Here is a 26,044-nt window from a genome sequence, read left to right as displayed (position 1 = left end):
CTTATGCAGAGTAGTACATGTCGAACTCGACCGGATGCGGGGTCATTTCGTAGCGCATGTTCTCTTCCATCTTCAGCTCGATGTAGCTGTCGATGAAGTCGTCGTCGAACACGCCGCCCGCCTTGAGGAACTCACGGTCGGCATCCAGCGACTGCAGGGCTTCACGCAGCGAGCCGCAGACGGTCGGGATCTCGGCCAGCTCTTCCGGCGGCAGATCGTACAGGTTCTTGTCCATGGCGTCGCCCGGATGGATCTTGTTCTTGATGCCATCGAGACCGGCCATCAGCTGCGCAGCGAAGGCGAGGTAGGGGTTCGCGGTCGGGTCCGGGAAGCGGACTTCGATGCGCTTTGCCTTCGGCGAAGAGGTGTACGGGATGCGGCAGGAGGCCGAACGGTTGCCCGAGGAATAGGCGAGCAGAACCGGCGCTTCGTAGCCCGGGACCAGACGCTTGTAGGAGTTGGTCGACGGGTTGGTGAAGGCGTTCAGGGCCTTGGCGTGCTTCAGGATGCCGCCGATGTAGTACAGGCACATTTCGCTGAGGTCGGCATAGAGGTTGCCGGCGAACAGCGGCTTGCCATCGCGCCAGATGGACTGGTGGCAGTGCATGCCCGAACCGTTGTCACCGAAGATCGGCTTCGGCATGAAGGTTGCGGTCTTGCCGTAAGCGTTGGCGACCTGGTGAACCACATACTTGTAGATCTGCATGTGGTCGGCGCAGGTGGTCATGGTGTTGAACTTCACGCCCAGCTCGTGCTGTGCAGCAGCCACTTCGTGGTGGTGCTTTTCAACGGACACGCCCATCTCGGCCATGACGGTCAGCATCTCGGAACGCATGTCCTGGCAGCTGTCGATCGGCGGGACCGGGAAGTAGCCGCCCTTGACGCGCGGACGGTGGCCGAGGTTGCCGGCTTCATATTCGGTGTCGAGGTTGCTCGGCAGCTCGTTGCTGTCCAGCTTGAAGCCCGTGTTGTACGGCTCGGAGGCGAAACGCACGTCGTCGAAGATGAAGAATTCAGCTTCCGGGCCAAAGAAGATGGTGTCGCCGAAGCCGCCGGTCTTGACGTAGGCTTCTGCCTTCTTGGCGATGGAGCGCGGATCGCGGTTGTAGGTCTCGCCGGTGCGCGGGTCGACGATGTCACACAGGATGACAAGGGTCGGCTGCGCGAAGAACGGGTCGATGTGCGCCGAGGACGGGTCCAGCACCAGGGTCATGTCGGAGGCGTCGATCGCCTTCCAGCCGGCGATGGAAGAGCCGTCGAAGGCAACGCCTTCAGCGAACATGTCTTCGTCAACGAGGCCAACGTCCATGGTGACGTGCTGCAGCTTGCCGCGCGGGTCGGTGAAGCGCAGGTCGACGAACTTGATGTCCTTGTCCTTGATTTCCTTAAGGATATCAGCAGCGGTGGTCATTATTCACTTCCCTATGTGTTCTGTTTTCACGTGGGCTATTCTCGCAACCTGAGGGCCTGCGCCACGGGCGCAGCGGCTTTGCGGATGCGAAACTCGGGAGCGGGGTATCCCCGCGAAACGGATTGAGAGGCTTCAGATGGCGTCCACGCCGGACTCGCCGGTGCGGATGCGGACGGCTTCCTCGATGTTGGAGACGAAGATCTTGCCGTCGCCGATGCGCCCGGTCTGGGCTGCATTGCGAATCGCGTCAACGGCCTTTTCCACCATCTCGTCGGCGAGGACGATTTCGACCTTCACCTTCGGCAGGAAGTCGACGACATATTCTGCGCCGCGGTACAGTTCGGTGTGGCCCTTCTGGCGGCCGAAGCCCTTGGCCTCGGTCACGGTGATGCCCTGAAGACCCACTTCCTGCAGCGCTTCCTTCACCTCGTCGAGCTTGAAGGGTTTGATGATCGCCTCGATCTTTTTCATCGTCTTGCGTCTCTCTCCGTTTCGGTGGCCATTGGCTGGCACGTTTCTGCGGCGGGGTCCGGATCGCGCGATCGGGGAGGCCCGTTGTTGCCCCCTCTCTTGCACGACGCGTGCCAACTTTTCTCACCACCCGAAAGCGCCAAAAAAAGGGGCATTGCGGACACTGTGGCCGATCCTGATGGTTCCGCCAAGCGGATTTGCTGCCCGTTTTTTGCTCAAGTTGATGCCTTATTGTGCAGTCAGCCATTTCTTGTGCTGGTGCCGGGCTGGAAAGGGCGGATTGGTGCGTGGCAAAGGGGCTTGCGTGTGCGGCTTCTATTGGCAACTCTGGCGCCCGTCAGGGAAGGCGGATGGGGATATGTCATGGTGCCGGGTGTTGAATTGCTCACTCCGCAGGAAATGCGCCGCGCAGACGCGCTGACGATCGAGGCGGGAACGCCGGGGATCGAACTGATGGAGCGCGCCGGGCGCGGTGTGGCCGATGCGGCACGGGCCATGCTGGCACCGGGGCAGGGCGTGCTGGTGCTCTGCGGGCCTGGCAACAATGGCGGCGACGGCTTCGTTGCCGCCCGGCTTCTGGCGCTTGAGGGTGTGCCGGTGATGCTGCTTCTGTGCGGGCAGCCGGAGCAGCTTTCGGGCGATGCCTGGAGTGCATGGCGCCGCATGGGCGAAGAGGCGGCCGATGGCATCCGGTTTCTGGAGGCAGGTGCCAATCCCTTTCATGAGAGTGCAGGAACAGGCGCTCCGCTGGTGATCGATGCGCTCTTTGGCGCAGGGCTTTCCCGTCCTGTCAGTGGATATGAACTGGAACTGGTCAACGGCCTCAATGCCTCGGGTCTGCCGGTGCTGAGCGTTGATGTGCCGAGCGGACTTGATGGCGCGACGGGGGAGGTGAGGGGCGTTGCCGTCAAGGCCGCGCGCACTGTCACCTTCTGCCGGATGAAGCCCGGGCATCTGCTGCTGCCGGGCCGTGTTCTGTGTGGTGAGGTCGAGGTTTGCGATATCGGCATTGCCAATGAAACGGTTCTGACGGCAGGCGGGCCGGGGTGCTGGCGCAACGGGCCGCAGGTGTGGGGTGCTCTTGTGCCAAGGCCGCGGGTGGATGGGCACAAGTTCTCCCGTGGCCATGCGGTGGCCCTCTCCGGTCCGGCTCATGCCACCGGCGCCATACGCCTGTCGGCCATGGCGGCGCTGCGCAGCGGGGCGGGGCTGGTGACGGTTGCTTGCGAGCCTTCCGCCACGATGGTTCTGGCGAACCATCTGACCACCGTCATGCTGCACCCCTTGCGCGGGGAAGAGGCGCTGACCGGACTTCTGTCGGACAGCCGCATCACGGCGCTTGTCTATGGTCCCGGCGCAGGGCTGGGGGCGGAGACGCAGGCGCTGGTGCTGGATCTTGTGGCCTCCGGCAAGGGGCTGGTGCTGGATGCCGATGCGCTTTCGAGTTTTGCAGGAACGGAAACGCCTCTTTTCGTTACCATTGAAAAAAGGGTGCGCGGCGGTGCGCAGCCCCCGGTGCTGACGCCGCATGCGGGCGAATTCGGACGGCTTTTCCCGGATTTGCCGCCGCCCGTGTCCGGCCTCGGCAAGCTGGATGCGGCCCGTGCCGCGGCGCAGCGCAGCCGCTCTGTCATTATATACAAGGGTGCCGATACGGTGATTGCCGCGCCGGACGGGCGGGCGGTCATCAATGCCAACGGCACGCCCTGGCTGGCGACGGCGGGCTCCGGCGATGTGCTGGCCGGGATCGTGACCGGGCTCCTGGCGCAAGGCCTGCCTGCCTTCGAGGCGGCTGCCATGGGGGTGTGGATGCACGGCCGCGCGGCGGAGATTGCCGGGGCCGGGCTGATCGCCGACGACCTTTTGCCGGCTCTGAAGGATGTGGTGCAGGAGCTTTCCGCGTAGAAATGGCCGCTGCCGCCATTTTTGCTTTGATGCGGCAGGGACGGGTGCTATAGAGGCCCCGCCTTGGCTACGGGCGCTGTTGAGCGTTTTTTTGCGGCGGGAAGTGACCTGCCGTCCGGAAAGCGTTCCAGACTCAATGCCCCGGGCATGATCCTGCCGTTCCGGCTCGCAAGGCCTGACTGCATCATGTTCAGGGCCGTCGCGGGCGTGGTGGAACTGGTAGACACGCCAGATTTAGGTTCTGGTGGCGTAAGCCGTGGGGGTTCAAGTCCCTCCGCCCGCACCAAGTCATGGGTCTTGAGGAGTGCCGGCCGCAGGCAGCCGATCTGGGCAACCGGTCCAGAGATGAACTGGTCCAGAGCGTAGCGGCCCCCCTTTCAAAGAGGCCCGTCATGGGCTGATCGAAAACACGAAGATGGAACGCTGGTTCCATACCGAGGACGAAGCATACTACCATGCAGGTGACCGAAACCCTTTCCGAGGGCCTCAAGCGCGAACTGAAAGTCGTTATTCCGGCGACCGAACTGGCGGCCAAGCTTGACACGTACCTCGACGAACTGAAGTCCAAGGTGCGCATCAACGGCTTCCGTCCGGGCAAGGTCCCGGCCGCGCATCTGAAGCGCATGTACGGCCGTCAGGCCATGGCAGAGATCCTGAGCAACACGATTCAGGAAACCAGCCAGAAGGCCATTGAAGAGCGCAACGAGCGCCCGGCCCTGCAGCCCGAGATCGATCTGCCGGACAACGAGGCAGAGGCGATCCTGGAAGGCAATGCCGACCTCGCCTTCAAGATGAGCTACGACCTGCTGCCGCAGTTCGACATCATCGACTTCTCCGGCATCGAGATCGAGCGTCCGGTCGTCGAGATCTCCGAAGAAGGCGTGATGGAGCAGGTCTCCTCGATCGCCGAGAGCAACCGTCCGTTCGAAAGCAAGGGCGAAGGCGCCGTTGCCGAAAACGGCGACCGCGTCACCATGTCCTACCTCGGCAAGCTCGACGGCGTTCCCTTCGACGGCGGCGCTGACGAGAACGGCCAGCTGGTGCTTGGCTCCGGCCAGTTCATCCCCGGCTTCGAGGAAGGCGTCCTCGGCATGAAGCAGGGTGAGGAAAAGGTCATCTCCGTGACCTTCCCGGAAGACTACCCGGCCGCGCAGCTCGCCGGCAAGGAAGTCACCTTCGACATCGTCCTGAAGGACGTTGCCGCTCCCGGTGACGTGAAGATCGACGAAGACTTCGCCAAGAGCCTCGGCCTTGAGTCGCTGGACAGCCTGAAGGGCATCATCCGCGGCCAGATCGAGAGCCAGTTCGGCGCCATGACCCGTCAGCGCATCAAGCGCCAGCTGCTGGACAAGATGGACGAAGCCTATTCGTTCGAACTGCCGTCCAAGCTGCTCGAGACCGAATTCCAGAACATCTGGAATCAGGTCGAGGCCGACATGAAGCGCAACGGCAAGACCTTCGAAGAGGAAGGCACCACGGAAGAGGCCGCCAAGGCTGACTACCGCAAGATTGCCGAGCGCCGCGTGCGCCTGGGTCTGGTGCTCTCCGAGATCGGCGAGAAGAACAAGATCGAAGTGACGGACGAGGAAGTCCAGCGCGCGCTCTATGACCGCGTGCGCCAGTTCCCCGGCCAGGAGCGTCAGGTGTTCGAGTTCTACAAGAGCAATCCGCAGGCTCTCGCCTCGCTGCGCGCTCCGATCTATGAGGAAAAGGTCGTCGACTTCATCCTCTCCCTCGCCAAGGTGACCGACAAGACCGTCACCAAGGAAGAGCTGGAGAAGCTCGTCGCCGAGGACGAGGACGAGGCTGCCTCGAACTGATCCCATAGGGACTTGGCGATGCGGCGTGGGGGCTTTAACCTTGCCTTCACGCCGCATCTGCAACAGTCTTGAGTTGCTGGCGGCATCCCCTATGTATGGGTGTCGCTTTTTTCGACTCAAAGGGCCGCGCAACGGTGCGGTGCCTGACTGACGAAGATGCGTTTCAACGCTGTCTGCCCGCGCCCCGGTGGCCTGCGGGCGGCAAAGCCAGAAGATGGATGAGGTATGCAGGATCCTGTCGAATTCTACACGAACACGCTCGTGCCGATGGTCGTCGAGCAGACCAGCCGCGGCGAACGGGCCTTCGACATCTACTCGCGCCTCCTGAAGGAACGCATCATTTTCCTCACCGGCCCGGTCGAGGATCATATGGCGACGCTGATCTGCGCGCAGCTGCTGTTCCTTGAGTCGGAAAACCCGACGAAGGAAATCTCGATCTACATCAATTCGCCCGGCGGCCTCGTGACGGCCGGCCTTGCGATCTATGACACCATGCAGTTCATCCGGCCGGAAGTGTCGACGCTCTGCATCGGCCAGGCCGCCTCGATGGGCTCGCTGCTGCTGGCAGCCGGCCACAAGGGTTCCCGCTTTGCGCTGCCGAACGCGCGCGTCATGGTGCACCAGCCGTCCGGCGGGTTCCGTGGCCAGGCGTCCGACATCATGCTGCATGCGAAGGAAATCCTGAGCCTGAAGCGCCGCCTGAATGAAATCTACGTGAAGCACACGGGCCAGACCCTCGACCAGGTGGAAGAGGCTCTTGAGCGCGACAACTTCATGACGGCGGAAACGGCAAAGGAATTCGGCATCATCGACAATGTGATTGCCGACCGCAACAGCCTCTCTGGCGGCGAAAGCGCCTGAGGGGTATGAGGGAAGGGAGCTTTGCCGGCTCCTCTTCCTTCAACAGGTCATTGTTTGGATGACCGGCTTAAACGAATGTTGATCTTTACGGGCGAAGCATGGAGCATGTTTGTTCGTAAAGGCCGGAAATGCGGTCTCGGACCGGAACCGGAGCGGCTGGACGGGCCAGCTTCGGGAGACAGAAAGGAAGGGGCGTGCCCCTTCCGGAACCTGCGGGGTTGAATAGATGACGAAGGCCAGCGGCAGCGACTCCAAGAATACGCTCTACTGCTCGTTCTGCGGCAAGAGCCAGCATGAAGTTCGCAAGCTGATCGCCGGTCCGACTGTTTTCATCTGCGATGAATGTGTCGAGCTGTGCATGGACATCATACGCGAGGAGAACAAGTCCTCGCTGGTGAAATCGCGCGACGGGATTCCGACGCCGCAAGAGATTCGCCGTGTCCTCGATGACTACGTGATCGGGCAGAACAGCGCCAAGAAGGTGCTGTCCGTGGCGGTTCACAACCACTACAAGCGCCTGAATCACGCCAGCAAGAACAACGACGTCGAACTGGCCAAGTCCAACATCCTGCTTTGCGGCCCCACCGGCTGCGGCAAGACGCTGCTGGCCCAGACGCTCGCGCGCATCCTGGATGTGCCCTTCACCATGGCCGATGCCACCACGCTGACGGAAGCCGGCTACGTGGGCGAGGACGTGGAGAACATTATCCTCAAGCTGCTTCAGGCCGCCGACTACAATGTCGAGCGGGCGCAGCGCGGCATCGTCTACATCGACGAGGTGGACAAGATCAGCCGCAAGGCCGACAACCCGTCCATCACCCGCGACGTGTCGGGCGAAGGCGTGCAGCAGGCCCTGCTGAAGATCATGGAAGGCACCGTGGCTTCTGTTCCGCCGCAGGGCGGGCGCAAGCATCCGCAGCAGGAATTCCTGCAGGTGGACACGACCAACATCCTGTTCATCTGCGGCGGCGCCTTCGCCGGTCTCGACAAGATCATCTCCGACCGGGGCCGCAAGTCCACCATCGGCTTCAAGGCCAATGTGGTGGGCCCGGAAGACCGCCGCATCGGCGAGCTGTTCTCCGAGCTGGAGCCCGAGGATCTGCTGAAGTTCGGCCTGATCCCGGAATTCGTCGGCCGTCTGCCGGTCATCGCCACGCTGGAAGACCTCGATGAGGAAGCGCTGGTGACGATCCTGACCGAGCCGAAGAACGCTCTGGTCAAGCAGTACCAGCGCCTGTTCGAGATGGAGAACGTGGAACTGACCTTCCACGACGAGGCCCTCAAGGCGATTTCCCGCCGCGCCATCGAGCGCAAGACGGGTGCCCGCGGCCTGCGCTCCATCCTGGAGGCCATCCTGCTCGACACCATGTACGAGCTGCCCGGCCTCAAGGGCGTCAAGGAAGTTGTCATCTCGCCGGAAGTGGTGGATGGCAAGGCCCGTCCGCTCTACATCTACGAGGACCGCGCCGAGACCACGGCAACGAGCGCCTGAACCTTCCGGCCTTGCGTTCACGCAGTTCTGAAATGCCGCCTCCGGGCGGCATTTCTGTTTCACCAGGGGCGCAGAATGACGGTTTTTCCCGGCGTCTGGCGGGGGAGGGCGGATTGCGGCCCGGTCGTCAACAGGCAAGCTGAAGGGATATTGCTGCCTTGCCTTGACACCCATGGTGCGGGTGTCCACCTAATAGACCATGACGATGGTTTGGCGGCTGACATTCGTGCTCATGTGAGGCGGGATCAGCCGGCCCTCATCCGGACCACCCCGGGACCGGAGGGCCATCCCAAAAGCGCTGCATGCGGTCCCCCCTCCCGGGACACAGGCGTGCGGCAAGAAAGGAATGGACATGAGCGAATCTGAAACGCGCTCCCTCAACGAGGCGGAAAAGACGGTTTATCCCGTGCTGCCGCTGCGCGACATTGTCGTGTTTCCGCACATGATCGTGCCCCTGTTTGTCGGCCGGGAAAAATCGATCCGCGCCCTCGAAGAGGTCATGACGTCCGACAAGCACATTCTTCTGGCCACCCAGATCAACGCGGCGGATGATGATCCGGCCACGGACCAGATCTATGAGGTCGGCACGCTGGCGACGGTGCTGCAGCTGCTGAAGCTGCCCGACAACACCGTCAAGGTGCTGGTCGAAGGCGGTGCCCGCGCCAAGATCACCAATTACACCGGCCGCGAGGACTTCTACGAGGCCGAGGCTGTCGTGCTGCCCGAGAAGGACGGCGAGAACATCGAGATCGAAGCTCTGGCGCGCTCCGTTGTTGCCGAGTTCGAGAACTATGTGAAGCTGAACAAGAAGGTCTCGCCGGAGGTTCTGGGTACCATCAACCAGATCGAGGACTACTCGAAGCTGGCTGATACCATTGCCTCGCATCTGGCCATCAAGATCCCGGAGAAGCAGGACATTCTCGCCATCGTTTCGGTGGCCGAGCGTCTGGAGCGCGTTCTGGGGCTGATGGAGAGCGAAATCTCCGTCCTGCAGGTGGAAAAGCGCATTCGCTCGCGCGTCAAGCGCCAGATGGAAAAAACCCAGCGCGAGTACTATCTCAACGAGCAGATGAAGGCGATCCAGAAGGAGCTTGGCGACGGCGAGGATGGCCGTGACGAGCTGGCCGAACTGGAAGAGCGCATCAAGAAGACCAAGCTCAGCAAGGAAGCGCGCGAGCGCGCCCAGGCCGAAGTCAAGAAGCTGAAGCAGATGAGCCCCATGTCGGCGGAAGCCACCGTGGTGCGCAACTATCTGGACTGGATTCTCGGCATTCCCTGGGGCAAGAAGAGCAAGGTCAAGCACGACCTGTCACTGGCTGAAAAGGTGCTGGACACCGATCACTTCGGCCTCGACAAAGTCAAGGAGCGCATCGTCGAGTATCTCGCCGTGCAGGCCCGCGCCAACAAGCTGAAGGGGCCGATCCTCTGCCTCGTCGGCCCTCCGGGCGTCGGCAAGACCTCGCTTGGCAAGTCCATCGCCAAAGCAACGGGACGCGAATTCGTGCGCATCTCGCTGGGCGGCGTGCGTGACGAAGCCGAGATTCGCGGCCACCGCCGCACCTACATCGGCTCGATGCCCGGCAAGGTCATCCAGTCGATGAAGAAGGCCAAGCGCTCCAACCCGCTCTTCCTGCTCGACGAGATCGACAAGATGGGCATGGACTTCCGTGGCGACCCGTCTTCGGCGCTGCTGGAAGTGCTGGATCCGGAGCAGAACAGCACCTTCATGGACCACTATCTGGAGGTCGAATATGACCTTTCGGACGTGATGTTCGTGACGACGGCCAACACGCTGAACATCCCCGGCCCGCTGATGGACCGTATGGAGATCATCCGCATCGCCGGTTACACGGAAGATGAGAAGCTGGAGATCGCCCGCCGCCACCTGCTGCCGAAGTCCGAAAAGGACCACGGCCTGAAGGACGGCGAGTTCTCCGTCAGCGAAGAGGCCCTGCGTTTCGTGATTCGCCGCTACACCCGTGAGGCGGGCGTGCGTAATCTTGAGCGCGAACTGGCAACGCTGGCCCGTAAGGCGGTGAAGGACATCCTCATGACCGGCGTGAAGACGGTCGCCGTGGATGAGGAACTGGTCGAGAAGTATCTCGGCGTGCCGCGCTACCGCTATGGCCAGGCAGAGCTCGAGGATCAGGTCGGCGTCGTCACCGGTCTTGCCTGGACGGAAGTCGGCGGCGAACTGCTCACCATCGAAGGCGTCATGATGCCCGGCAAGGGCAAGATGACGGTGACGGGCAACCTGCGCGACGTGATGAAGGAATCCATCTCCGCCGCTGCGTCCTATGTGCGCTCGCGTGCCGTCGACTTCGGCATTCAGCCGCCGCTGTTCGACAAGCGCGACATCCACGTGCACGTGCCGGAAGGCGCGACGCCGAAGGATGGCCCGTCTGCGGGCATCGCCATGGCCACCGCCGTCATCTCGGTCATGACCGGCATTCCGGTCCACCGGGATGTGGCGATGACGGGCGAGATCACCCTGCGTGGCCGCATTCTGCCGATTGGCGGGCTGAAGGAGAAGCTGCTGGCCGCGCTTCGCGGCGGCATCAAGACCGTGATGATCCCGGAAGACAACGCCAAGGATCTGGCGGATATTCCGGACAGCGTGAAGAACGGGATGGAAATCATCCCGGTTTCCAGCATGGAGCAGGTCCTGAAGACGGCCCTGTTGCGCATGCCGGAGGCGATCGAATGGGATGAGGCGGCCCAGGCGGCTGCAACTTCTGATCAGCGTTCCAGCGACGATGATGCATCCGGTTTGATTGCCCATTGAAGCGTCAATGCATGAAATAATGGGAGCCCCGGCCTGTGCCGGGGCTTTTTTCTTGGAGAATCGGGTGAAAACGGCGGTTTTCTGCGAAAAAATGGCTTGCTTTGCCGTCTGTTTCGCACGAATTTCCGGCCAGCGGCTTTGGCGAGAATCGCCTGCTTTCCGCCGTTTTGTAGAAAGGGACTGCTATGAACAAGAACGATCTGATCGCGGCCGTGGCTGAGAAGACTGGCCTGACCAAGGCTCAGGCCGGTGAAGCCGTCGACGCCACGTTCGACGCCGTGACCCAGGCGCTCAAGGGCGGTGACGAAGTCCGCATCATCGGCTTTGGCAACTTCTCGGTTTCCGAGCGTGCAGCCACCGAAGGCCGCAACCCGCGCACTGGCGAAACGATCCAGATCCCGGCTTCCAAGACGCCGAAGTTCAAGGCCGGCAAGGGCCTCAAGGACGCCGTGAACGCCTGAGGCAGTTCCGGAGCCTTTACCGGGCCGCCTTCGGGCGGCACGGTAAAGCCCGTGCGGCGCTGAGCCGCCGCGTCCCGGCAGCATCTGCATCCGGAGCCTGGTGCTCAACCCGCCCGAAAACCCGCGTATGGTCTCCATGCGCGGGTTTTTCCGTTCCGCCGGGCAAGAGGGAGGCGGGCAAGAGGGAGGCGGGCAAGAGGGAGGCGGGCAGGGGAGAGGCGGGCACCTGCGGCTGGCACCGGTGGCTGTAAAGCCAGGTCTTGCGATGCCGGCGTATCCCGCCCTGAAAATGCTCCAACGCCGCAAGGGCTTGAGCTGGGTGCAATGAGGGAAGTTGATTGCGGGAAGGTGAGAAACCGCGGTTTTCCGCCACCGGCAGCGCGTCTGCCGCACCGCCATCAACAGGTTATCCAGAGCCCTCAGGAAAAGCGCATGAAGGCCGCTTGGCCCTTGCCAAGCCGGATCATTGCCCCTAAAAGACGGGCTTCCGGATCGCCCTGATCCGGCTGGCCATCAGTGCCGGGCGGTTAGCTCAGTTGGTAGAGCGCCTCGTTTACACCGAGGATGTCGGGAGTTCGAGTCTCTCACCGCCCACCATCTTGTACCAAGCCGCCGAGCTGCTGACGCATCACGCCTTGAAAAGGCTCAAGCGACGCACGGGCTTGAGCAAATCCCTGACAATCAGCCGATCTGGCCTTTGCTGCGTTGGTGCAGCGGCTTCATAGCGTCAAGGCGTGCTGTTTCCGTGCGGCTTCGGCGTGTCAGTGTTATTGGGTTGCCTTGCCTGCCAAGCCCTTGTTTTATAACCTTATTGTAGAACATTGTGCAGTTTGCAGATAAATTTTTACTCCTGCCTAATTGCAAGTCCTTAAACTGCAGGGTGTGGGCTGTGAGGATTGCTGTATGAGCGTGCAGGACGTTTCAAGGAAATATGCGGTGACGCTGCGCGGCAAGGGCGGCGTTCCGATCGTCTTTGCCCATGGCCTCGGGTGTGATCAGACCATGTGGAAGGATGTGGCTCCCGCCTTTGAAGCGTCCAGCCAGGTGATTCTGTTTGACCTGATCGGGTTCGGCAATTCGGATCACAGCTGTTTCAGCTATGAACGGTATCAGTCGCTTGCCGATTATGCGGATGACTGTATCGAGCTGATTGAGCATGTCTGTTCCGAGCCGGTCATATTCGTTGGCCATTCCGTCAGCGCCATGATTGGTGTTCTGGCGGCCGGGAAGCGGCCGGATCTGTTCAGGCAGCTGGTGCTGATCGGTCCGTCCCCGTGTTATGTGAATGATGGCGCGTATCAGGGAGGCTTCAATGCGGCGGATATTGAAGGCCTGATCGAGGCAATGCGGTCGAACTATCTCGGCTGGACGAAAGGGATTGCGCCGCTGATCATGGGCAATCCGGAACGCCCGGAACTGACGGCGGTTCTGGAGGAGAGCTTCTGCCGGACGGATCCTGATGTCGCACAGCATTTTGCAGCCCTGACGTTCTGGAGTGACAACCGCAACGATCTGGCGTCTGTCACCACGCCGGCTCTGGTCATCCAGTGCTCCGATGATGTCATCGCGCCGCAGAGTGCCGGCCGCTATGTGGCCACGCAGATGCCCAATGCGCAGTTCGTCGAGCTCAAGGTTACGGGCCATTGCCCGCATGTGAGCCATCCTGCCGAAGTCATTGAAGAGATCAGGTGCTATGCCGGGCTCCCCATCCCCCTCAGCTGACGTCTCCGGGCTTCTTGACGCATGGTATGATGCTCCTTGCGCGCTTGCGGTCACGGATGCCTCCTTCCGCGTCACCCGTGCCAACAGGCTGTTCTGCCGCCTTGCCGGAACCGGCGAAAGTGAAGCTGAAGGCAAGCGCTTCAGCAGCTTCCTGAGCAGGCCAAGCCAGATCTATTTCGAAAGTGTTCTGGCGCCGCTGCTGCACATCGAAGGCGCCTGTTTTGAAGTCGCGCTCAGCCTGCAGGCTGCGTCTTCGTCCACGCCCGTTCTGGTCAACATGACGGTCCGGACCGGGGTCTCGCCGCGGCTCTACGATGTTGCCGTTTTTCCGGCGCCGGAGCGGCGCTCCTTTGAAGAGCAACTGCTCAGCCTCAAGAGCGATGCCGAGCGGCGCGCCGCCTGGCTTGCCCAGCTTGAGGCTCTTTCAGGCATCGGAGCATGGACCTACGAGATCCGGACGGGACGGATGCTCTGGTCCGGCCGGACCTATGAACTTTACGGAATCAGCAGCGGCACGGATATCGATCTTGAAACGGCTCTGCGGCCCTTTGCACCGGCCGTCCGCAGGATGATCGAGGATATGCTGGCGCAGCCGGATCTGCCGAGCCTGGCGCCCGTGTCCCATGAAGTGGAGTTCAGCCATCCGTCAGGTCTGGTCCGCCGTTTCAAGATTGCAGGCCATGGCAGCGTCAACCAGCTCGGCGAGCCGGTGATTCAGGGCGTTCTGCAGGACATCACGGACGCCTATAACAGTCAGCTCGACCTGTGGCGCGCAGCCCATTTCGACCAGATCACCAGCCTGGGCAACCGCTATCATTTCAATGCAGAACTGTCGGGCCGGACGGAGCCCAAGGGCAAAGCGGCTGAGTTCTTTCTGCTGATCATTGATCTTGATGGCTTCAAGGCCGTCAATGACACCTATGGCCACCGCGCCGGGGACGATGTTCTCAAGGAAGTAAGCCGCCGCATCAGCCTGTGTGCCAGCGCAGGCAGCTTTCGTCTTGGCGGCGATGAATTCGCGCTGATTGTTGACGCCAACTCCGGAGTTGATGCGGTGAGAGCGCTGGCCCAGCATCTGCTGACGGATATCGCCCGTCCGATCGATATCGGGAAGGAGGCGGTCTGCGTGAGCGCATCCATCGGCATTGCGCACTATCCGTCCGACGGATGCGAAAGCGATCTGCTTCTGCACGCGGCTGATTGCGCAATGTATGCGGCCAAGAAAAACGGCAAGAATCAGTTCGCCATGTTCCGTCTTGAGGCGGGAGCGGACATCTGACGGTCCGGCCAGGGACTGCAGCAGACGCCTGCCCAGCAAAAAACCGGCGGAGTGATCCGCCGGTTTCTGTATGTGGAGGGCAGGGGACTACCCGCCGGGTCTGATGTCAAGCGGCAGCGACAGCGCGCAGGAAGGTTTCGATGCGGTTGCGCAGGTCCTCGGTGCTCTTGGCGGTCTGGCCGGAGTTCTGCAGCACGTCTTCCGCTGTCTGCGCGGTGCGGGTTGCCCCGTCGGCGACGTGATGCATGTTTTCCGTGGCCATACGGGTTCCCTGAGCGGCTTCCTGAACGTTGGCGGAGATTTCCCGCGTCGCCTTGCCCTGCTCGTCCACGGCCCCGGCAATGGCGCCGGTGTAGCCATTCACCTCTTCCATGATGTCGGTGATCTCTTCGATCACGGCAACCGTTTCACGGGTCGAGGCCTGGATGGCGGAGATCTGCGAGGAGATTTCTTCCGTTGCCTTTGAGGTCTGGTTGGCCAGTTCCTTCACTTCCGCGGCGACGACAGCAAAGCCCTTGCCGGCCTCACCGGCGCGGGCCGCCTCGATCGTGGCGTTGAGGGCGAGCAGGTTGGTCTGTTCGGCAATCGCCTGGATAAGGCTGACGACCTCGCCGATCTTCTGAGCGGCAGCGTCAAGGCTGGCGACCTTCTGGTTCGACTGGGCGGCACTGGTGGTGGCTTTGCCGACGATGATGCTGCTCTGGCTGACCTGACGGTTGATCTCGCCGATGGAGGCGGAGAGCTCCTCTGCGGCCGAGGCGACGGTCTGCACATTGGCGGTGGCCTGTTCGGAGGCGGCCGCTGCGCTGCCGGAGGTTTCTTCCGTGCGTGTTGCGATCTGCTTCAGGGCAACAGCTGCCTCATTGAGGCGGCCGGTGTTTTCGGCGACGACACTGAGTGCCTGCTGCGACTCGACCTGGAAATTCTCGATCAGGCGGGCAATCGCCTCCTGGCGCTGATGCTCGCGCAGACGGTCGGCTTCGCTCTGGCTTTCCAGCTGCTGCCGGGTAAGGCCATTGTCGCGGAACACGTTGACGGACCGGATCATGTCACCGATTTCATCCTCGCGGCCCGTGCCATCAATCTGCGAGCCGAAGTTGCCGTCAGCGATCTCCAGCATGCGCAGCGACAGGCTGCGCAGCGGGCGGGCGATGGAGCGGGCGACGAGAACGGCGAGCGTCACACAGGCCAGAACCAGCACAGCCATGAGGCCGGCGCTGCTGATGGCCGTGCGCCAGTAGGCCGCGTTGATGTCTTCCAGAAGCACGCCGGAGCCCAGCACCCAGTCCCAGGGCTGGAAATAGGAGACATAGCTCACCTTCGGCAGCACCACGTTGTTCGGATCCTTCCAGGAATAGGCGACATAGGCACTGCCCTTCGCCTTCGCCTCCGTCACGAACTCGCGGATGTGCTGCTTGCCATCTCCATCGGTGGAGTTGATCAGGTTCTTGCCTTCATTGTCAGGCTTGGCCGGATGGACGAGGCTGGTGCCGGCAGCGTCATAGACGAAGACATAATCCTTGCCGGAATTATAGAGCATGCCGCGCAGGGCGTTGCGGGCAGCAAGCTGTGCGTCGGATTCGCTCATCTCGCCCTTGGCCGCGCGGGCCTGATAGGTGAGAGCCACATTCTGCGCCGCCTCAACAACACTCTTGATTTCCGTACGCTTGAAGGCGTTCAGGTTTTCGCCAAGTGCATAGAGCTGGTACGCAAAGGCAGCCGCGAAACACAGACTGAACAATCCGACCAGGGCATAGAGTTTGCCGCTGACAGTCTTGGGTGTTCCGAATTTCATTTTTAAAATTCCTCAGATGCAGGGTCCGTCCCAGCGGAACTATGCGGTCTATCGCTTAATAATTCAGAAAAACGCTACGTTAGTTTTATGTATTGTCCTGGTTGCATTCGTCTGCGAATGTGAATCTCCGGATGTGTGGTGGCTGATGGTTTTCTGGATAAGTCTGCAGCTTTTTGCGCGCGGTGAGAATTTATCCACAGAGCTGCAGCCGATCCGCCGATGCGGGATGGCGGTTTTCTGCCTTTTTTGAAAAACAGGTCATTCGCCGGTTCAGGGGTGCTTGACTTCCGTCCGGGGCCGCCGTACATCGGCACCACTTCGCGGCGCCGGAAGGTTGCTGCGGGGGAAACGAAGCGGGTGTAGCTCAGTTGGTTAGAGTGCCGGCCTGTCACGCCGGAGGTCGCGGGTTCGAGCCCCGTCACTCGCGCCACTTACGGAACTTGATGAAGCCCCCTTTGCGGGGCTTTTTTCATGTCCGGTAAAAACTTTCCACGTTTATGAAATGTCCGCCCGGCGGGGCGGGGCGGCGGACAGGGGCTGCGGCGGTTGGCCGCGGCGCTGGAGGCTGGCCCGGATGGTGGACTGGGGCGTTTCGGAGGCTCGCAGGGGCTTTCCCAATGCGGTTTGCGCTCTAGCTTGTCTGTAAGAGGATATGCGTAGTGCTCTTCTGCCGTAGCGGAGGCATGGTTTTCCGGTGATGGCGGCGGCAGCTGGCTTCTGCAGGCGATTGCGCTGTCTGCTTTCGGCTCTTGCGTTGCCCATGCGCGTGAGCTAAGCGTGCGCTCGCATGTTGGTAAAATCGGGGCGTTTGACAGGCTCGAGTCGTACTCCTATGAGTGGGGCACGTGCCGGAACCACCGGATCTCCTCCCGATCCGGCCCGCCAAGTGCAAGGACGCGAAAGACATGGAAGATCTGTTGCGGGATTATCTCCCGATTGCCGTCTTCATCGGTATTGCGCTGGTCATTGGCCTGGCGCTGCTGGTGTCGCCGTTTTTGCTGGCCTATTCCAAGCCGGATCCTGAAAAACTGTCGGCCTACGAGTGCGGATTCAACGCCTTTGACGATGCGCGCATGAAGTTTGATGTGCGCTTCTATCTGGTGTCCATCCTGTTCATCATCTTTGATCTGGAAGTTGCTTTCCTCTTCCCCTGGGCGGTTGTGTTCGGGGATCTGGGCTGGCTCGGCTTCTGGTCGATGATGACCTTCCTTGGTGTGCTGACCATCGGCTTTATCTATGAATGGAAGAAGGGGGCTCTGGAATGGGACTGACCACGTCTTCGGGCACGCTGGTCGCACCCGCTCCGAAGGGTGTGATCGATCCGGCCACCGGCAAGCCCGCCGGGGCTTCCGATGCCTTCTTCATGCAGGTCAATGACGAACTGGCCGACAAGGGCTTTCTGGTCACCTCGACCGAGAGCCTCATCCAGTGGGCCCGCACCGGCTCGCTGATGTGGATGACCTTCGGTCTGGCCTGCTGCGCCGTGGAAATGATGCAGATGTCGATGCCGCGCTATGACGCGGAGCGTTTCGGCTTTGCTCCGCGCGCCAGCCCGCGCCAGTCCGACGTGATGATCGTCGCCGGCACGCTGACCAACAAGATGGCGCCCGCGCTTCGCAAGGTCTACGACCAGATGCCGGAGCCGCGCTACGTCATCTCCATGGGCTCCTGCGCCAATGGCGGCGGCTATTATCACTATTCCTATTCGGTGGTGCGCGGTTGCGACCGCATCGTGCCGGTTGACATTTATGTCCCGGGCTGCCCGCCGACAGCAGAGGCGCTGCTTTACGGCGTGCTGATGCTGCAGAAGAAGATCCGCCGCACAGGCACGATCGAACGCTAAAGCCGTCCGGGCGCAAGGCCCGGGCAGCACCGTGTAGAATGCAAGGGTGCGGGTTGAGGGATCCGCGCCGTCAGGTCCGGAAGGGTCGGGAACAAAACGATGGACGAGACGCTGAAGGAACTCGGCGAGCATATCGGGCTGGCGCTGAAGGACCGGTTGTTGTCGTGGCAGGTTGCCTATGGCGAGCTGACGCTGACCGTTCCGGCCCAGGACATCATCGATGTGGTGCGTTTCCTGCGTGATGACGCGAGCTGCAAGTTCGTCAATCTGACGGACATTTGCGGTGTGGATTATCCCTTCCGCGACAAGCGCTTCGATGTCGTCTACCACTTCCTGTCGCCGGTGCAGAACCAGCGCATCCGCGTGAAGGTGGCGACCGACGAGGACACGCCGGTTCCGTCGCTGACGCCGGTCTTCCCCGGTGCCGAGTGGTTCGAGCGCGAAGCCTACGACATGTACGGCATTCTCTTCTCCGGCCACCCGGATCTGCGCCGCATCCTGACGGACTACGGCTTCGACGGCCATCCGCTGCGCAAGGACTTCCCCGTAACCGGTTACGTGGAAGTGCGCTATGACGACGACAAGAAGCGCGTCGTCTATGAGCCGGTCCGGCTGACACAGGAATTCCGCAACTTCGACTTTCTCTCGCCCTGGGAAGGCACGGACTACGTGCTTCCCGGCGATGAGAAGGCAACGACGAATTAAGGGCGGGCGGCATGGCTGAGGCTCAGGTTCGCAATTTCAACATCAACTTCGGTCCGCAGCATCCGGCGGCGCATGGCGTGCTGCGTCTTGTGCTGGAACTGGACGGCGAAGTGGTGACGCGCGTTGATCCGCATATCGGCCTGCTGCACCGCGGCACCGAGAAGCTGATCGAGCAGAAGACCTATCTGCAGGCGGTTCCCTATTTCGACCGCCTCGACTACGTGGCGCCGATGAACCAGGAGCATGCCTTTGCCCTGGCGGTGGAGCGTCTGCTCGGCATCACCGTGCCGATGCGCGGGCAGCTGATCCGTGTGCTCTACTCGGAAATCGGCCGTATCCTGTCGCATCTGCTCAACGTGACGACGCAGGCCATGGACGTTGGCGCGCTGACGCCGCCGCTCTGGGGTTTCGAGCCGCGTGAAGAGCTGATGGTGTTCTATGAGCGGGCCTGCGGCGCGCGCATGCACGCTGCCTTCGTCCGGCCGGGCGGCATCCATCAGGATCTGCCGCGCCAGCTGCTGGATGATATCTGGGACTTCTGCGATCCGTTCCTGCAGACGCTGGACGATATCGACGGCCTTCTCACCGACAACCGCATCTTCAAGCAGCGTAACGTCGATATCGGCGTTGTGACGCTGGAAGAGGCCTGGGCCTGGGGCTTCTCGGGCGTCATGGTGCGCGGCTCGGGCGCTGCCTGGGACCTGCGCAAGTCGCAGCCCTATGAGTGCTACGGCGACCTCGACTTCGACATTCCGATCGGCAAGAACGGTGACTGCTACGACCGTTATCTCATCCGCATGGAAGAGATGCGCCAGTCGATCCGCATCATGAAGCAGTGCCTTGAGCGCCTGACCAAGGAGACCGGTCCGGTCTCGTCCACCGATGGCAAGATCGTGCCGCCGAAGCGGGGCGAGATGAAGCGGTCGATGGAAGCGCTCATCCACCACTTCAAGCTCTACACGGAAGGCTACCACGTGCCGGCTGGCGAAGTTTACGCCGCCGTGGAAGCGCCGAAGGGTGAGTTCGGCGTCTATCTCGTGGCGGATGGCACCAACAAACCGTACCGCTGCAAGATCAAGGCGCCGGGTTACAGCCATCTCCAGGCGATGGATTTCCTCTGCCGCGGGCATCAGCTGGCCGACATTTCCGCAGTGCTCGGCTCGCTCGATATCGTGTTCGGGGAGGTCGACCGCTAGGGAATGGATCTGACAGGAGCCCCGATCTGCGTGGACAAGGCCAGCGGCGCCATCTCGGATGCGACGCCGGTGGAGCACGCGGGACTGGTTCTGACACGGATGGCAGCCAAGGCGCTGCGGCCGCTGGACGATCTGGGGTTCTCGCATGCGGCGCGGCTGATCCGCTGCCTGCTGCCAAGCCGCCGCAAGGTGGCTGTCAGGTTCACGCAGGACATGACGTTCTGCTTCCCTTATGGCGACGGCTATTGGGGGCTTCTGCTGGATCCTCGCGATACCTACGAGGAAGAGGTGGAGGCGCTGCTGCTGGCGGTGAAGGATTGTGAGTACGCCTTCATCGATTGCGGTGCCAATTACGGATACTGGTCGCTGAAGGTGACCAGTGAGCGGTTTGGCCGGCACAAGGCGGCCGCAATCGAGCTGGATCCCGCCAGTTTCGCGCTGCTTGAGGCGAATGTGGCGGCGAACGGCGGCAGGGTCACCTGCCTCAACCGGGCGGTGGCCGGACGGGATGACGATGTGCTCCGTTTCTACGGGGCCAAGCATGAGGCGCGATCCGTTGTGCCTCAGGCTGGTGTGGAGCCGAAGGGCGAGGTTCTTTCGGTCACGCTGGACCGCCTCGTGGACGATGGACACATTCCGCAGGAGGGGCCGCTGGTCCTGAAGCTGGATGTGGAGGGCATCGAGATCGAGGCGCTGCGCGGTGGTGTGGCGCTTCTGATGCGCGATGTGCTCGTGATCTACGAGGAGCATGGCAGCGACCGCAGCCATGCCGTTTCGCGCTACTTGCGCGAGGACTGCGGAATGCGGTTGTTCGGCCATGCCGGACACGACTTTTTTGAACTCGGCCCGCTCGGTGAGCTGGACCGTATCAAGACCAACCGGCGCAGAGGTTACGACTTCTTCGCCACACGCAGCCGCTTCTGGCTCGACCGTCTCGAATCCCTCGCAAGAGGGTAGGGGCGCCGGGCAGGACCGGAGTGGCAGCGGCCCACAGGGCACGGAACGGGGAAAAGGACCATGGCGGTTCGCAGACTTGCCGCTGAACAACCTGAAAGCTTTGCTTTCACGGCGGAAAATCTCGCTTGGGCGAAGAAGGTGATCGACCGTTACCCGGCTGGCCGTCAGGCCTCGGCCGTGATCCCGCTTTTGTGGCGCGCGCAGGAACAGAACGAAGGCTGGGTGAGCGAGCCGGCGATCCGCTACATCGCGGAAATGCTGGGCATGCCGCACATCCGCGTGCTGGAAGTGGCGACGTTCTACACCATGTTCCAGCTGCAGCCGGTGGGCAAGAAGGCGCATATCCAGGTGTGCGGCACCACGCCCTGCCAGCTGCGCGGCGCGGAAGACCTGATCCGCGTGTGCAAGTCGAAGATCGCCGCTCATGCGCATGATCTGTCGGCTGACGGCAATTTCTCCTGGGAAGAGGTCGAGTGCCTTGGTGCCTGCGTGAACGCGCCCATGGTGCAGATCTTCAAGGACACCTACGAGGACCTGACGCCCGAGAGCCTTGAAAAGCTCATCGACGACATTTCCGCCGGCCGCGAAGTGACGCCCGGCCCGCAGATCGACCGCCGTTTCGGTGCTCCCGAAGGCGGCCCGACGTCGCTGACGGACATTGCCGACGACACGCAGGGCGTTCTTCCCGTACCGCATGTGGTGGATGGCGCCGAGAAGGCTTCGCACGCCTTCGCCGGTCCGTCGATCAACGGTGGCGGCAAGGATTTCAACGGCGTACCGGATTCGGCTGAAGTGTCAGTTGCACGTGTGAAGGCCGAAGTGGCCGCCCGCAAGGCTGCTGAAGCCGCAGCCAAGAACGAGGGGTGAGAGAGGCAAGATGCTGAAGGATCAGGATCGGATCTTCACCAATATCTACGGCTTGCACGACTGGGGCCTTGAGGGCGCCCGCAAGCGTGGCCATTGGGACAACACCAAGGGGCTGATCGAAAAGGGCCGCGACTGGATCATCGAGGAGATGAAGAGTTCGGGTCTGCGCGGGCGCGGTGGCGCCGGCTTCCCGACCGGCCTCAAGTGGTCCTTCATGCCCAAGGCCAGCGACGGCCGCCCGTCCTATCTGGTGGTCAATGCGGACGAGTCCGAGCCGGGTACCTGCAAGGACCGCGAGATCCTGCGCCACGACCCGCACACGCTGGTCGAGGGCTGCCTGATCGCCGGTTTCGCCATGGGCGCCATTGCCGCCTACATCTATGTGCGCGGCGAGTTCATCCGTGAGCGCGAGCGCCTGCAGGCTGCCATCGATCAGGCCTATGACGCCGGGCTGATCGGCAAGAACAACAAGAACGGCTACGACTTCGACATCTACGTCCATCACGGCGCAGGTGCCTATATCTGCGGTGAAGAGACCGCGCTGCTCGAAAGCCTTGAGGGCAAGAAGGGCCAGCCGCGCCTGAAGCCGCCGTTCCCGGCGAACGTCGGCCTCTATGGCTGCCCGACCACCGTGAACAACGTGGAATCGATCGCCGTTTCCCCGACGATCCTGCGCCGTGGCGCGGTCTGGTTCTCCGGTCTCGGCAAACCGAACAATGCGGGCACGAAGCTGTTCTGCGTGTCCGGCCACGTCAACCGTCCCTGCACGGTCGAGGAGGAGCTGGGCATTCCGTTCAGCGAACTCATCGAGAAGCACTGCGGCGGCATTCGCGGTGGCTGGGACAATCTGCTGGCGGTGATCCCGGGCGGCTCGTCCGTTCCCTGCCTCACCGGCGAGCAAATCAAGGACACGGCCATGGACTTCGACACCCTGCGCGGCCTCGGCTCCGGCCTCGGCACGGCGGCGGTGATCGTCATGGACAAGTCCACCGACATCATCAAGGCGATTGCGCGCCTCAGCTACTTCTACAAGCACGAGAGCTGCGGCCAGTGCACGCCGTGCCGTGAAGGCACCGGCTGGATGTGGCGCGTCATGGAGCGCATGGTCAAGGGCCAGTCCTCGCGTGAGGAAATCGACATGCTGTTCAACGTCACCAAGCAGGTGGAAGGTCACACGATCTGCGCCCTTGGCGATGCGGCAGCCTGGCCGATCCAGGGCCTGATCAAGAACTTCCGGCCTGTGATCGAGGCCCGCATTGACGACTACGTGGCCAAGACCAAGGCTCCCAAGGCCTTGGCTGCGGCAGAGTAACCGGGAACGGAATTCGGAGACAGGCGATGACAAAGCTGATCATCGACGGCAAGGAAGTTGACGTCCCGGCGGATTACACGCTGCTGCAGGCCTGCGAGGAAGCAGGCGCGGAAGTGCCGCGTTTCTGCTACCACGACCGGCTGTCGATTGCCGGCAACTGCCGCATGTGCCTTGTGGAAGTGAAGGGCGGGCCCCCGAAGCCGACCGCCTCCTGCGCCATGGGCGTGCGGGACCTCAGGCCCGGCCCGAACGGCGAGCCGCCGGTGGTGCTGACCAAGAGCCCGATGGTCAAGAAGGCCCGCGAAGGGGTGATGGAGTTCCTGCTCATCAACCACCCGCTGGACTGCCCGATCTGTGACCAGGGCGGCGAGTGCGACCTTCAGGACCAGGCCATGGCCTATGGTGTGGACAGCTCGCGCTTTGCCGAAAACAAGCGCGCTGTCGAGAACAAGCACCTCGGCCCGCTGGTCAAGACCATCATGACCCGCTGCATCCACTGCACGCGCTGCGTCCGTTTCACCACGGAAGTCTGCGGCGTTGCCGACATGGGCCTGATCGGCCGCGGCGAGGATGCGGAGATCACCACCTATCTGGAAGCCGCGCTGTCCTCCGAAATGCAGGGCAACGTGGCCGACCTGTGCCCGGTGGGCGCGCTGACGCACAAGCCTTACGAATTCAATGCCCGTCCCTGGGAACTGGTGAAGACGGAAAGCGTCGACGTCATGGACGCGCTCGGCTCTGCCATCCGCGTCGACACCCGTGGCCGCGAAGTGATGCGCATCATGCCGCGCCTCAACGACGAGGTGAACGAGGAGTGGATCTCGGACAAGTCCCGCTACATCTGGGACGGCCTCAAGACCCAGCGCCTCGACCGGCCCTACGCCCGCAAGGACGGCAAGCTGGTTCCGGTGAGCTGGAGCGAAGCCTTCCAGGTCATCGCGGACAAGGTGAAGGCCACCACTGCTGACAAGACCGGCGCGCTCGCCGGCCAGCTGTCCAGCGTCGAAGAGCTGTTTGCGCTGAAGAGCCTGATGGACAGCCTCGGTGTGAAGAACATCGACAGCCGCTTCCCCGGCTCGCCGCTGCATCCCAAGAATGGCCGCGCCAGCTATCTGTTCAACGCCACGGTTGCCGGGATCGACGAGGCCGATGCCATCGTTCTGATCGGCACCAACCCGCGCCTCGAAGCTCCGGTGCTCAACGCCCGTCTGCGCAAGCGCTGGGTCAAGGGCAATGTCGAGATTTCCGTGATCGGCCAGAACGCCGATCTCACCTATCCGGCCACCTACAAGGGTGCTGGCCCCGACACGCTGGCTTCGCTCATCGACGATGCGTCCTTCCTTGCCGGTGCAAAGAAGCCGCTCATCATCGTGGGTCAGGGCGCGATCAACCGTCCGGACGGGGCCGCTGTTCTGTCGCTGGCGGCCAAGCTGGCCCAGTCGCGCGGCGCGGTCCGGGAAGACTGGAACGGCTTCAGCGTCCTGCACACGGAAGCCGCTCAGGTCGGCGCGCTCGACATCGGCTTCGTGCCGGGCGAGGGCGGCCTGTCGACCGGCCAGATCCTGGCTGAAAACAGCCTCGACGTGCTGTTCCTGCTGGGCGTCGACGAGATCGAGATCCCGGCCGGGGCTTTCGTGGTCTATCAGGGCACCCATGGGGACAAGGGTGCCCACCGCGCCGACGTCATCCTGCCGGGCGCTGCCTATACCGAGAAGTCCGGCCTTTACGTGAACCTTGAAGGCCGCGTCCAGCTGGGCGACCGTGCCGGCTTCCCCCCGGGTGAAGCGCGTGAAGACTGGGCCATCCTGCGTGCCCTGTCTGCGGTTCTCGGCAAGGCTCTGCCGTTCGACAGCCTGGCGCAGCTGCGCGCCAAGCTCTTCGAGGCATTCCCGCACATGGCGGCCATCGACACCATCGCAGCCGGCAGCCCGGCTGACGTGGAGGCTCTGGCCGGCCTTGGCGGCAAGACCAACTCCGTCGCCTTCACCAACGTGATCAGCGACTTCTATCTGACGAACCCGATCGCCCGCGCGTCGAAGGTCATGGCGGAATGTTCCGCACTGGCCAAGTCGCGCCTGGCGGCGGCTGCGGAATAAGGGGCAGGGGACAACGATGTCGGAGTTTATGACGACCTACGGCTGGCCGTTCCTCTGGATGGCGTTCCAGAGCGTGCTGCTGATGGTGGTGCTCCTCGTGATCATCGCCTACATCCTCTATGCCGACCGCAAGATCTGGGCTGCCGTGCAGATCCGCCGGGGCCCGAACGTGGTCGGCCCCTGGGGCCTGCTGCAGTCCTTCGCCGACCTTCTGAAGTTCGTGCTGAAGGAGCCGGTCATTCCGGCGGGCTCCAACAAGGGCCTGTTCCTGCTGGCACCGCTCCTCACCGTGCTTCTGGCGCTCAGCGCCTGGGCCGTGGTGCCGGTGGCCGATGGCTGGGTGATTGCCGACATCAATGTGGGCATTCTTTATATCTTCGCCATCTCCTCGCTCGGCGTCTACGGCATCATCATCGGCGGCTGGGCCTCCAACTCGAAGTATCCCTTCCTGTCGGCCCTGCGCTCTGCCGCGCAGATGGTGTCCTATGAAGTCTCCATCGGCCTCGTCATCGTCACCGTCCTGCTCTGCGCCGGTTCGCTGAACCTGACCGAGATCGTCAATTCTCAGAAGACGGGTCTGGCGACGGCCGTTGGTCTGCCCTGGCTGTCGATCCTGAACTGGTACTGGCTGCCGCTGCTGCCGATGTTCGTGGTGTTCTTCATTTCGGCCCTGGCCGAGACGAACCGCCCGCCCTTCGATCTGGCGGAAGCAGAGTCGGAACTCGTGGCCGGCTTCATGGTGGAATATGGCTCCACCCCATACATGATGTTCATGCTCGGCGAGTATGTGTCGATTGCGCTGATGTGCGCGATGATGACCATCCTGTTCATGGGCGGCTGGCTGCCGCCGGTGGATGCGGCTCCCTTCACCTGGGTGCCGGGCTTCGTCTGGTTCCTGCTGAAGTCGCTGCTTGTCTTCTTCATGTTCGCCATGGTGAAGGCAATGGTCCCGCGCTACCGCTACGACCAGCTGATGCGTCTGGGCTGGAAGATCTTCCTGCCGCTGTCGCTGATCATGGTTGTGGTTGTCGCCGGCGTTCTGCAGGTGATGGGCTGGGCCCCGTAA

Annotated in this window: 20 protein-coding genes and 3 tRNA genes; 20 read left to right on the top strand and 3 right to left on the bottom strand. The window is 62.3% G+C overall.

All coding sequences use genetic code 11. The features are described from left to right. Position 1 precedes the first annotated feature (1 nt). Both glnA and ACVNHC_RS12785 read right to left on the bottom strand, forming a co-directional pair. Positions 2-1,411 (bottom strand): type I glutamate--ammonia ligase, encoded by a 1,410-nt coding sequence (gene glnA / locus ACVNHC_RS12790; protein WP_094461854.1) that lies wholly within the window; start codon positions 1,409-1,411, stop codon positions 2-4. 132 nt (positions 1,412-1,543) lie between these two features. After that, positions 1,544-1,882, bottom strand: a complete 339-nt coding sequence (locus ACVNHC_RS12785; RefSeq protein ID WP_019964692.1) for a P-II family nitrogen regulator — start codon at positions 1,880-1,882, stop codon at positions 1,544-1,546. Between the two features lie 363 nt (positions 1,883-2,245). Between ACVNHC_RS12785 and ACVNHC_RS12780 the strand changes: the two genes are divergently transcribed. The 10 genes from ACVNHC_RS12780 (at position 2,246) to ACVNHC_RS12735 (ending at position 14,207) form a co-directional block, all read left to right on the top strand. Next, positions 2,246-3,787 (top strand): NAD(P)H-hydrate dehydratase, encoded by a 1,542-nt coding sequence (locus ACVNHC_RS12780; RefSeq protein ID WP_457167478.1) that lies wholly within the window; start codon positions 2,246-2,248, stop codon positions 3,785-3,787. A gap of 201 nt (positions 3,788-3,988) precedes the next feature. Next, positions 3,989-4,073, top strand: a tRNA-Leu gene (locus tag ACVNHC_RS12775). A gap of 169 nt (positions 4,074-4,242) precedes the next feature. After that, positions 4,243-5,607 (top strand): trigger factor, encoded by a 1,365-nt coding sequence (gene tig, locus ACVNHC_RS12770; protein ID WP_050473193.1) that lies wholly within the window; start codon positions 4,243-4,245, stop codon positions 5,605-5,607. A gap of 225 nt (positions 5,608-5,832) precedes the next feature. Then, a complete protein-coding gene (gene clpP / locus ACVNHC_RS12765) occupies positions 5,833-6,468 on the top strand; it encodes an ATP-dependent Clp endopeptidase proteolytic subunit ClpP (protein ID WP_122520236.1) in 636 nt (211 codons plus the stop codon). A 226-nt stretch (positions 6,469-6,694) separates the two neighbouring features. Next, on the top strand, positions 6,695-7,960 hold the full coding sequence (gene clpX, locus ACVNHC_RS12760; RefSeq protein ID WP_019964688.1) for an ATP-dependent Clp protease ATP-binding subunit ClpX: 1,266 nt from the start codon (positions 6,695-6,697) through the stop codon (positions 7,958-7,960). A gap of 346 nt (positions 7,961-8,306) precedes the next feature. Then, positions 8,307-10,745, top strand: coding sequence for an endopeptidase La (gene lon / locus ACVNHC_RS12755; protein ID WP_432643882.1), 2,439 nt, complete (start codon positions 8,307-8,309; stop codon positions 10,743-10,745). Between the two features lie 185 nt (positions 10,746-10,930). Beyond that, entirely contained in the window at positions 10,931-11,206 is a 276-nt protein-coding gene (locus ACVNHC_RS12750) for an HU family DNA-binding protein (protein WP_019964686.1), read from the top strand. Positions 11,207-11,727: 521 nt separating this feature from the next. Then, positions 11,728-11,803: transfer RNA gene (locus tag ACVNHC_RS12745), tRNA-Val, on the top strand. 306 nt (positions 11,804-12,109) lie between these two features. Further along, positions 12,110-12,928: an alpha/beta fold hydrolase gene (locus ACVNHC_RS12740; protein ID WP_050473196.1), complete on the top strand. Its 819-nt coding sequence runs from the start codon at positions 12,110-12,112 to the stop codon at positions 12,926-12,928. Beyond that, on the top strand, positions 12,900-14,207 hold the full coding sequence (locus ACVNHC_RS12735) for a sensor domain-containing diguanylate cyclase (RefSeq protein ID WP_050473197.1): 1,308 nt from the start codon (positions 12,900-12,902) through the stop codon (positions 14,205-14,207). The genes ACVNHC_RS12740 and ACVNHC_RS12735 overlap by 29 nt, the downstream gene beginning before the upstream one ends. A 106-nt stretch (positions 14,208-14,313) precedes the next feature. Here ACVNHC_RS12735 and ACVNHC_RS12730 read toward each other — a convergent pair whose 3' ends face one another. Further along, positions 14,314-16,002 carry a methyl-accepting chemotaxis protein gene (locus ACVNHC_RS12730; protein ID WP_050473198.1) on the bottom strand — a complete coding sequence of 563 codons (1,689 nt, stop codon included), beginning with the start codon at positions 16,000-16,002 and terminating at the stop codon, positions 14,314-14,316. Between the two features lie 353 nt (positions 16,003-16,355). Between ACVNHC_RS12730 and ACVNHC_RS12725 the strand changes: the two genes are divergently transcribed. The 10 genes from ACVNHC_RS12725 (at position 16,356) to nuoH (ending at position 26,044) form a co-directional block, all read left to right on the top strand. After that, positions 16,356-16,432 (top strand) — tRNA-Asp (locus ACVNHC_RS12725). A 475-nt stretch (positions 16,433-16,907) separates the two neighbouring features. Continuing rightward, the gene (locus ACVNHC_RS12720; RefSeq protein WP_026355734.1) at positions 16,908-17,273 is read left to right on the top strand and encodes an NADH-quinone oxidoreductase subunit A; all 366 of its coding nucleotides are present in this window, start codon (positions 16,908-16,910) and stop codon (positions 17,271-17,273) included. Continuing rightward, entirely contained in the window at positions 17,264-17,845 is a 582-nt protein-coding gene (locus tag ACVNHC_RS12715) for a NuoB/complex I 20 kDa subunit family protein (RefSeq protein ID WP_050473199.1), read from the top strand. The genes ACVNHC_RS12720 and ACVNHC_RS12715 overlap by 10 nt, the downstream gene beginning before the upstream one ends. 99 nt (positions 17,846-17,944) lie before the next feature. Next, complete coding sequence (locus tag ACVNHC_RS12710; RefSeq protein WP_050473200.1) at positions 17,945-18,550, top strand: NADH-quinone oxidoreductase subunit C; 606 nt, start codon at positions 17,945-17,947, stop codon at positions 18,548-18,550. 11 nt (positions 18,551-18,561) lie between these two features. Further along, a complete protein-coding gene (locus ACVNHC_RS12705; protein WP_058899695.1) occupies positions 18,562-19,746 on the top strand; it encodes an NADH-quinone oxidoreductase subunit D in 1,185 nt (394 codons plus the stop codon). 3 nt (positions 19,747-19,749) lie between these two features. Beyond that, positions 19,750-20,703 (top strand): FkbM family methyltransferase, encoded by a 954-nt coding sequence (locus ACVNHC_RS12700; protein WP_058899696.1) that lies wholly within the window; start codon positions 19,750-19,752, stop codon positions 20,701-20,703. Positions 20,704-20,763: 60 nt separating this feature from the next. Continuing rightward, a complete protein-coding gene (gene nuoE, locus ACVNHC_RS12695; protein WP_058899697.1) occupies positions 20,764-21,570 on the top strand; it encodes an NADH-quinone oxidoreductase subunit NuoE in 807 nt (268 codons plus the stop codon). Positions 21,571-21,580: 10 nt separating this feature from the next. Further along, positions 21,581-22,882: an NADH-quinone oxidoreductase subunit NuoF gene (gene nuoF / locus ACVNHC_RS12690; RefSeq protein ID WP_050473203.1), complete on the top strand. Its 1,302-nt coding sequence runs from the start codon at positions 21,581-21,583 to the stop codon at positions 22,880-22,882. Positions 22,883-22,908: 26 nt separating this feature from the next. Beyond that, positions 22,909-24,978, top strand: a complete 2,070-nt coding sequence (gene nuoG, locus ACVNHC_RS12685) for an NADH-quinone oxidoreductase subunit NuoG (protein WP_457167477.1) — start codon at positions 22,909-22,911, stop codon at positions 24,976-24,978. 16 nt (positions 24,979-24,994) lie between these two features. Continuing rightward, entirely contained in the window at positions 24,995-26,044 is a 1,050-nt protein-coding gene (nuoH, locus tag ACVNHC_RS12680; RefSeq protein WP_050473206.1) for an NADH-quinone oxidoreductase subunit NuoH, read from the top strand.

The organism is Pannonibacter sp. Q-1, assembly GCF_054073275.1.
This window is presented reverse-complemented; position numbering and strand designations above follow the sequence as displayed.

Excerpts from the sequence above, each read along its gene's own strand:
- glnA (WP_094461854.1), bottom strand. The coding sequence starts at position 1,411 with ATGACCACCGCTGCTGATATCCTTAAGGAAATCAAGGACAAGGACATC.
- ACVNHC_RS12785 (WP_019964692.1), bottom strand. The coding sequence starts at position 1,882 with ATGAAAAAGATCGAGGCGATCATCAAACCCTTCAAGCTCGACGAGGTG.
- ACVNHC_RS12780 (WP_457167478.1), top strand. The coding sequence starts at position 2,246 with ATGGTGCCGGGTGTTGAATTGCTCACTCCGCAGGAAATGCGCCGCGCA.
- tig (WP_050473193.1), top strand. The coding sequence starts at position 4,243 with ATGCAGGTGACCGAAACCCTTTCCGAGGGCCTCAAGCGCGAACTGAAA.
- clpP (WP_122520236.1), top strand. The coding sequence starts at position 5,833 with ATGCAGGATCCTGTCGAATTCTACACGAACACGCTCGTGCCGATGGTC.
- clpX (WP_019964688.1), top strand. The coding sequence starts at position 6,695 with ATGACGAAGGCCAGCGGCAGCGACTCCAAGAATACGCTCTACTGCTCG.
- lon (WP_432643882.1), top strand. The coding sequence starts at position 8,307 with ATGGACATGAGCGAATCTGAAACGCGCTCCCTCAACGAGGCGGAAAAG.
- ACVNHC_RS12750 (WP_019964686.1), top strand. The coding sequence starts at position 10,931 with ATGAACAAGAACGATCTGATCGCGGCCGTGGCTGAGAAGACTGGCCTG.
- ACVNHC_RS12740 (WP_050473196.1), top strand. The coding sequence starts at position 12,110 with ATGAGCGTGCAGGACGTTTCAAGGAAATATGCGGTGACGCTGCGCGGC.
- ACVNHC_RS12735 (WP_050473197.1), top strand. The coding sequence starts at position 12,900 with ATGCCGGGCTCCCCATCCCCCTCAGCTGACGTCTCCGGGCTTCTTGAC.
- ACVNHC_RS12730 (WP_050473198.1), bottom strand. The coding sequence starts at position 16,002 with ATGAAATTCGGAACACCCAAGACTGTCAGCGGCAAACTCTATGCCCTG.
- ACVNHC_RS12720 (WP_026355734.1), top strand. The coding sequence starts at position 16,908 with ATGGAAGATCTGTTGCGGGATTATCTCCCGATTGCCGTCTTCATCGGT.
- ACVNHC_RS12715 (WP_050473199.1), top strand. The coding sequence starts at position 17,264 with ATGGGACTGACCACGTCTTCGGGCACGCTGGTCGCACCCGCTCCGAAG.
- ACVNHC_RS12710 (WP_050473200.1), top strand. The coding sequence starts at position 17,945 with ATGGACGAGACGCTGAAGGAACTCGGCGAGCATATCGGGCTGGCGCTG.
- ACVNHC_RS12705 (WP_058899695.1), top strand. The coding sequence starts at position 18,562 with ATGGCTGAGGCTCAGGTTCGCAATTTCAACATCAACTTCGGTCCGCAG.
- ACVNHC_RS12700 (WP_058899696.1), top strand. The coding sequence starts at position 19,750 with ATGGATCTGACAGGAGCCCCGATCTGCGTGGACAAGGCCAGCGGCGCC.
- nuoE (WP_058899697.1), top strand. The coding sequence starts at position 20,764 with ATGGCGGTTCGCAGACTTGCCGCTGAACAACCTGAAAGCTTTGCTTTC.
- nuoF (WP_050473203.1), top strand. The coding sequence starts at position 21,581 with ATGCTGAAGGATCAGGATCGGATCTTCACCAATATCTACGGCTTGCAC.
- nuoG (WP_457167477.1), top strand. The coding sequence starts at position 22,909 with ATGACAAAGCTGATCATCGACGGCAAGGAAGTTGACGTCCCGGCGGAT.
- nuoH (WP_050473206.1), top strand. The coding sequence starts at position 24,995 with ATGTCGGAGTTTATGACGACCTACGGCTGGCCGTTCCTCTGGATGGCG.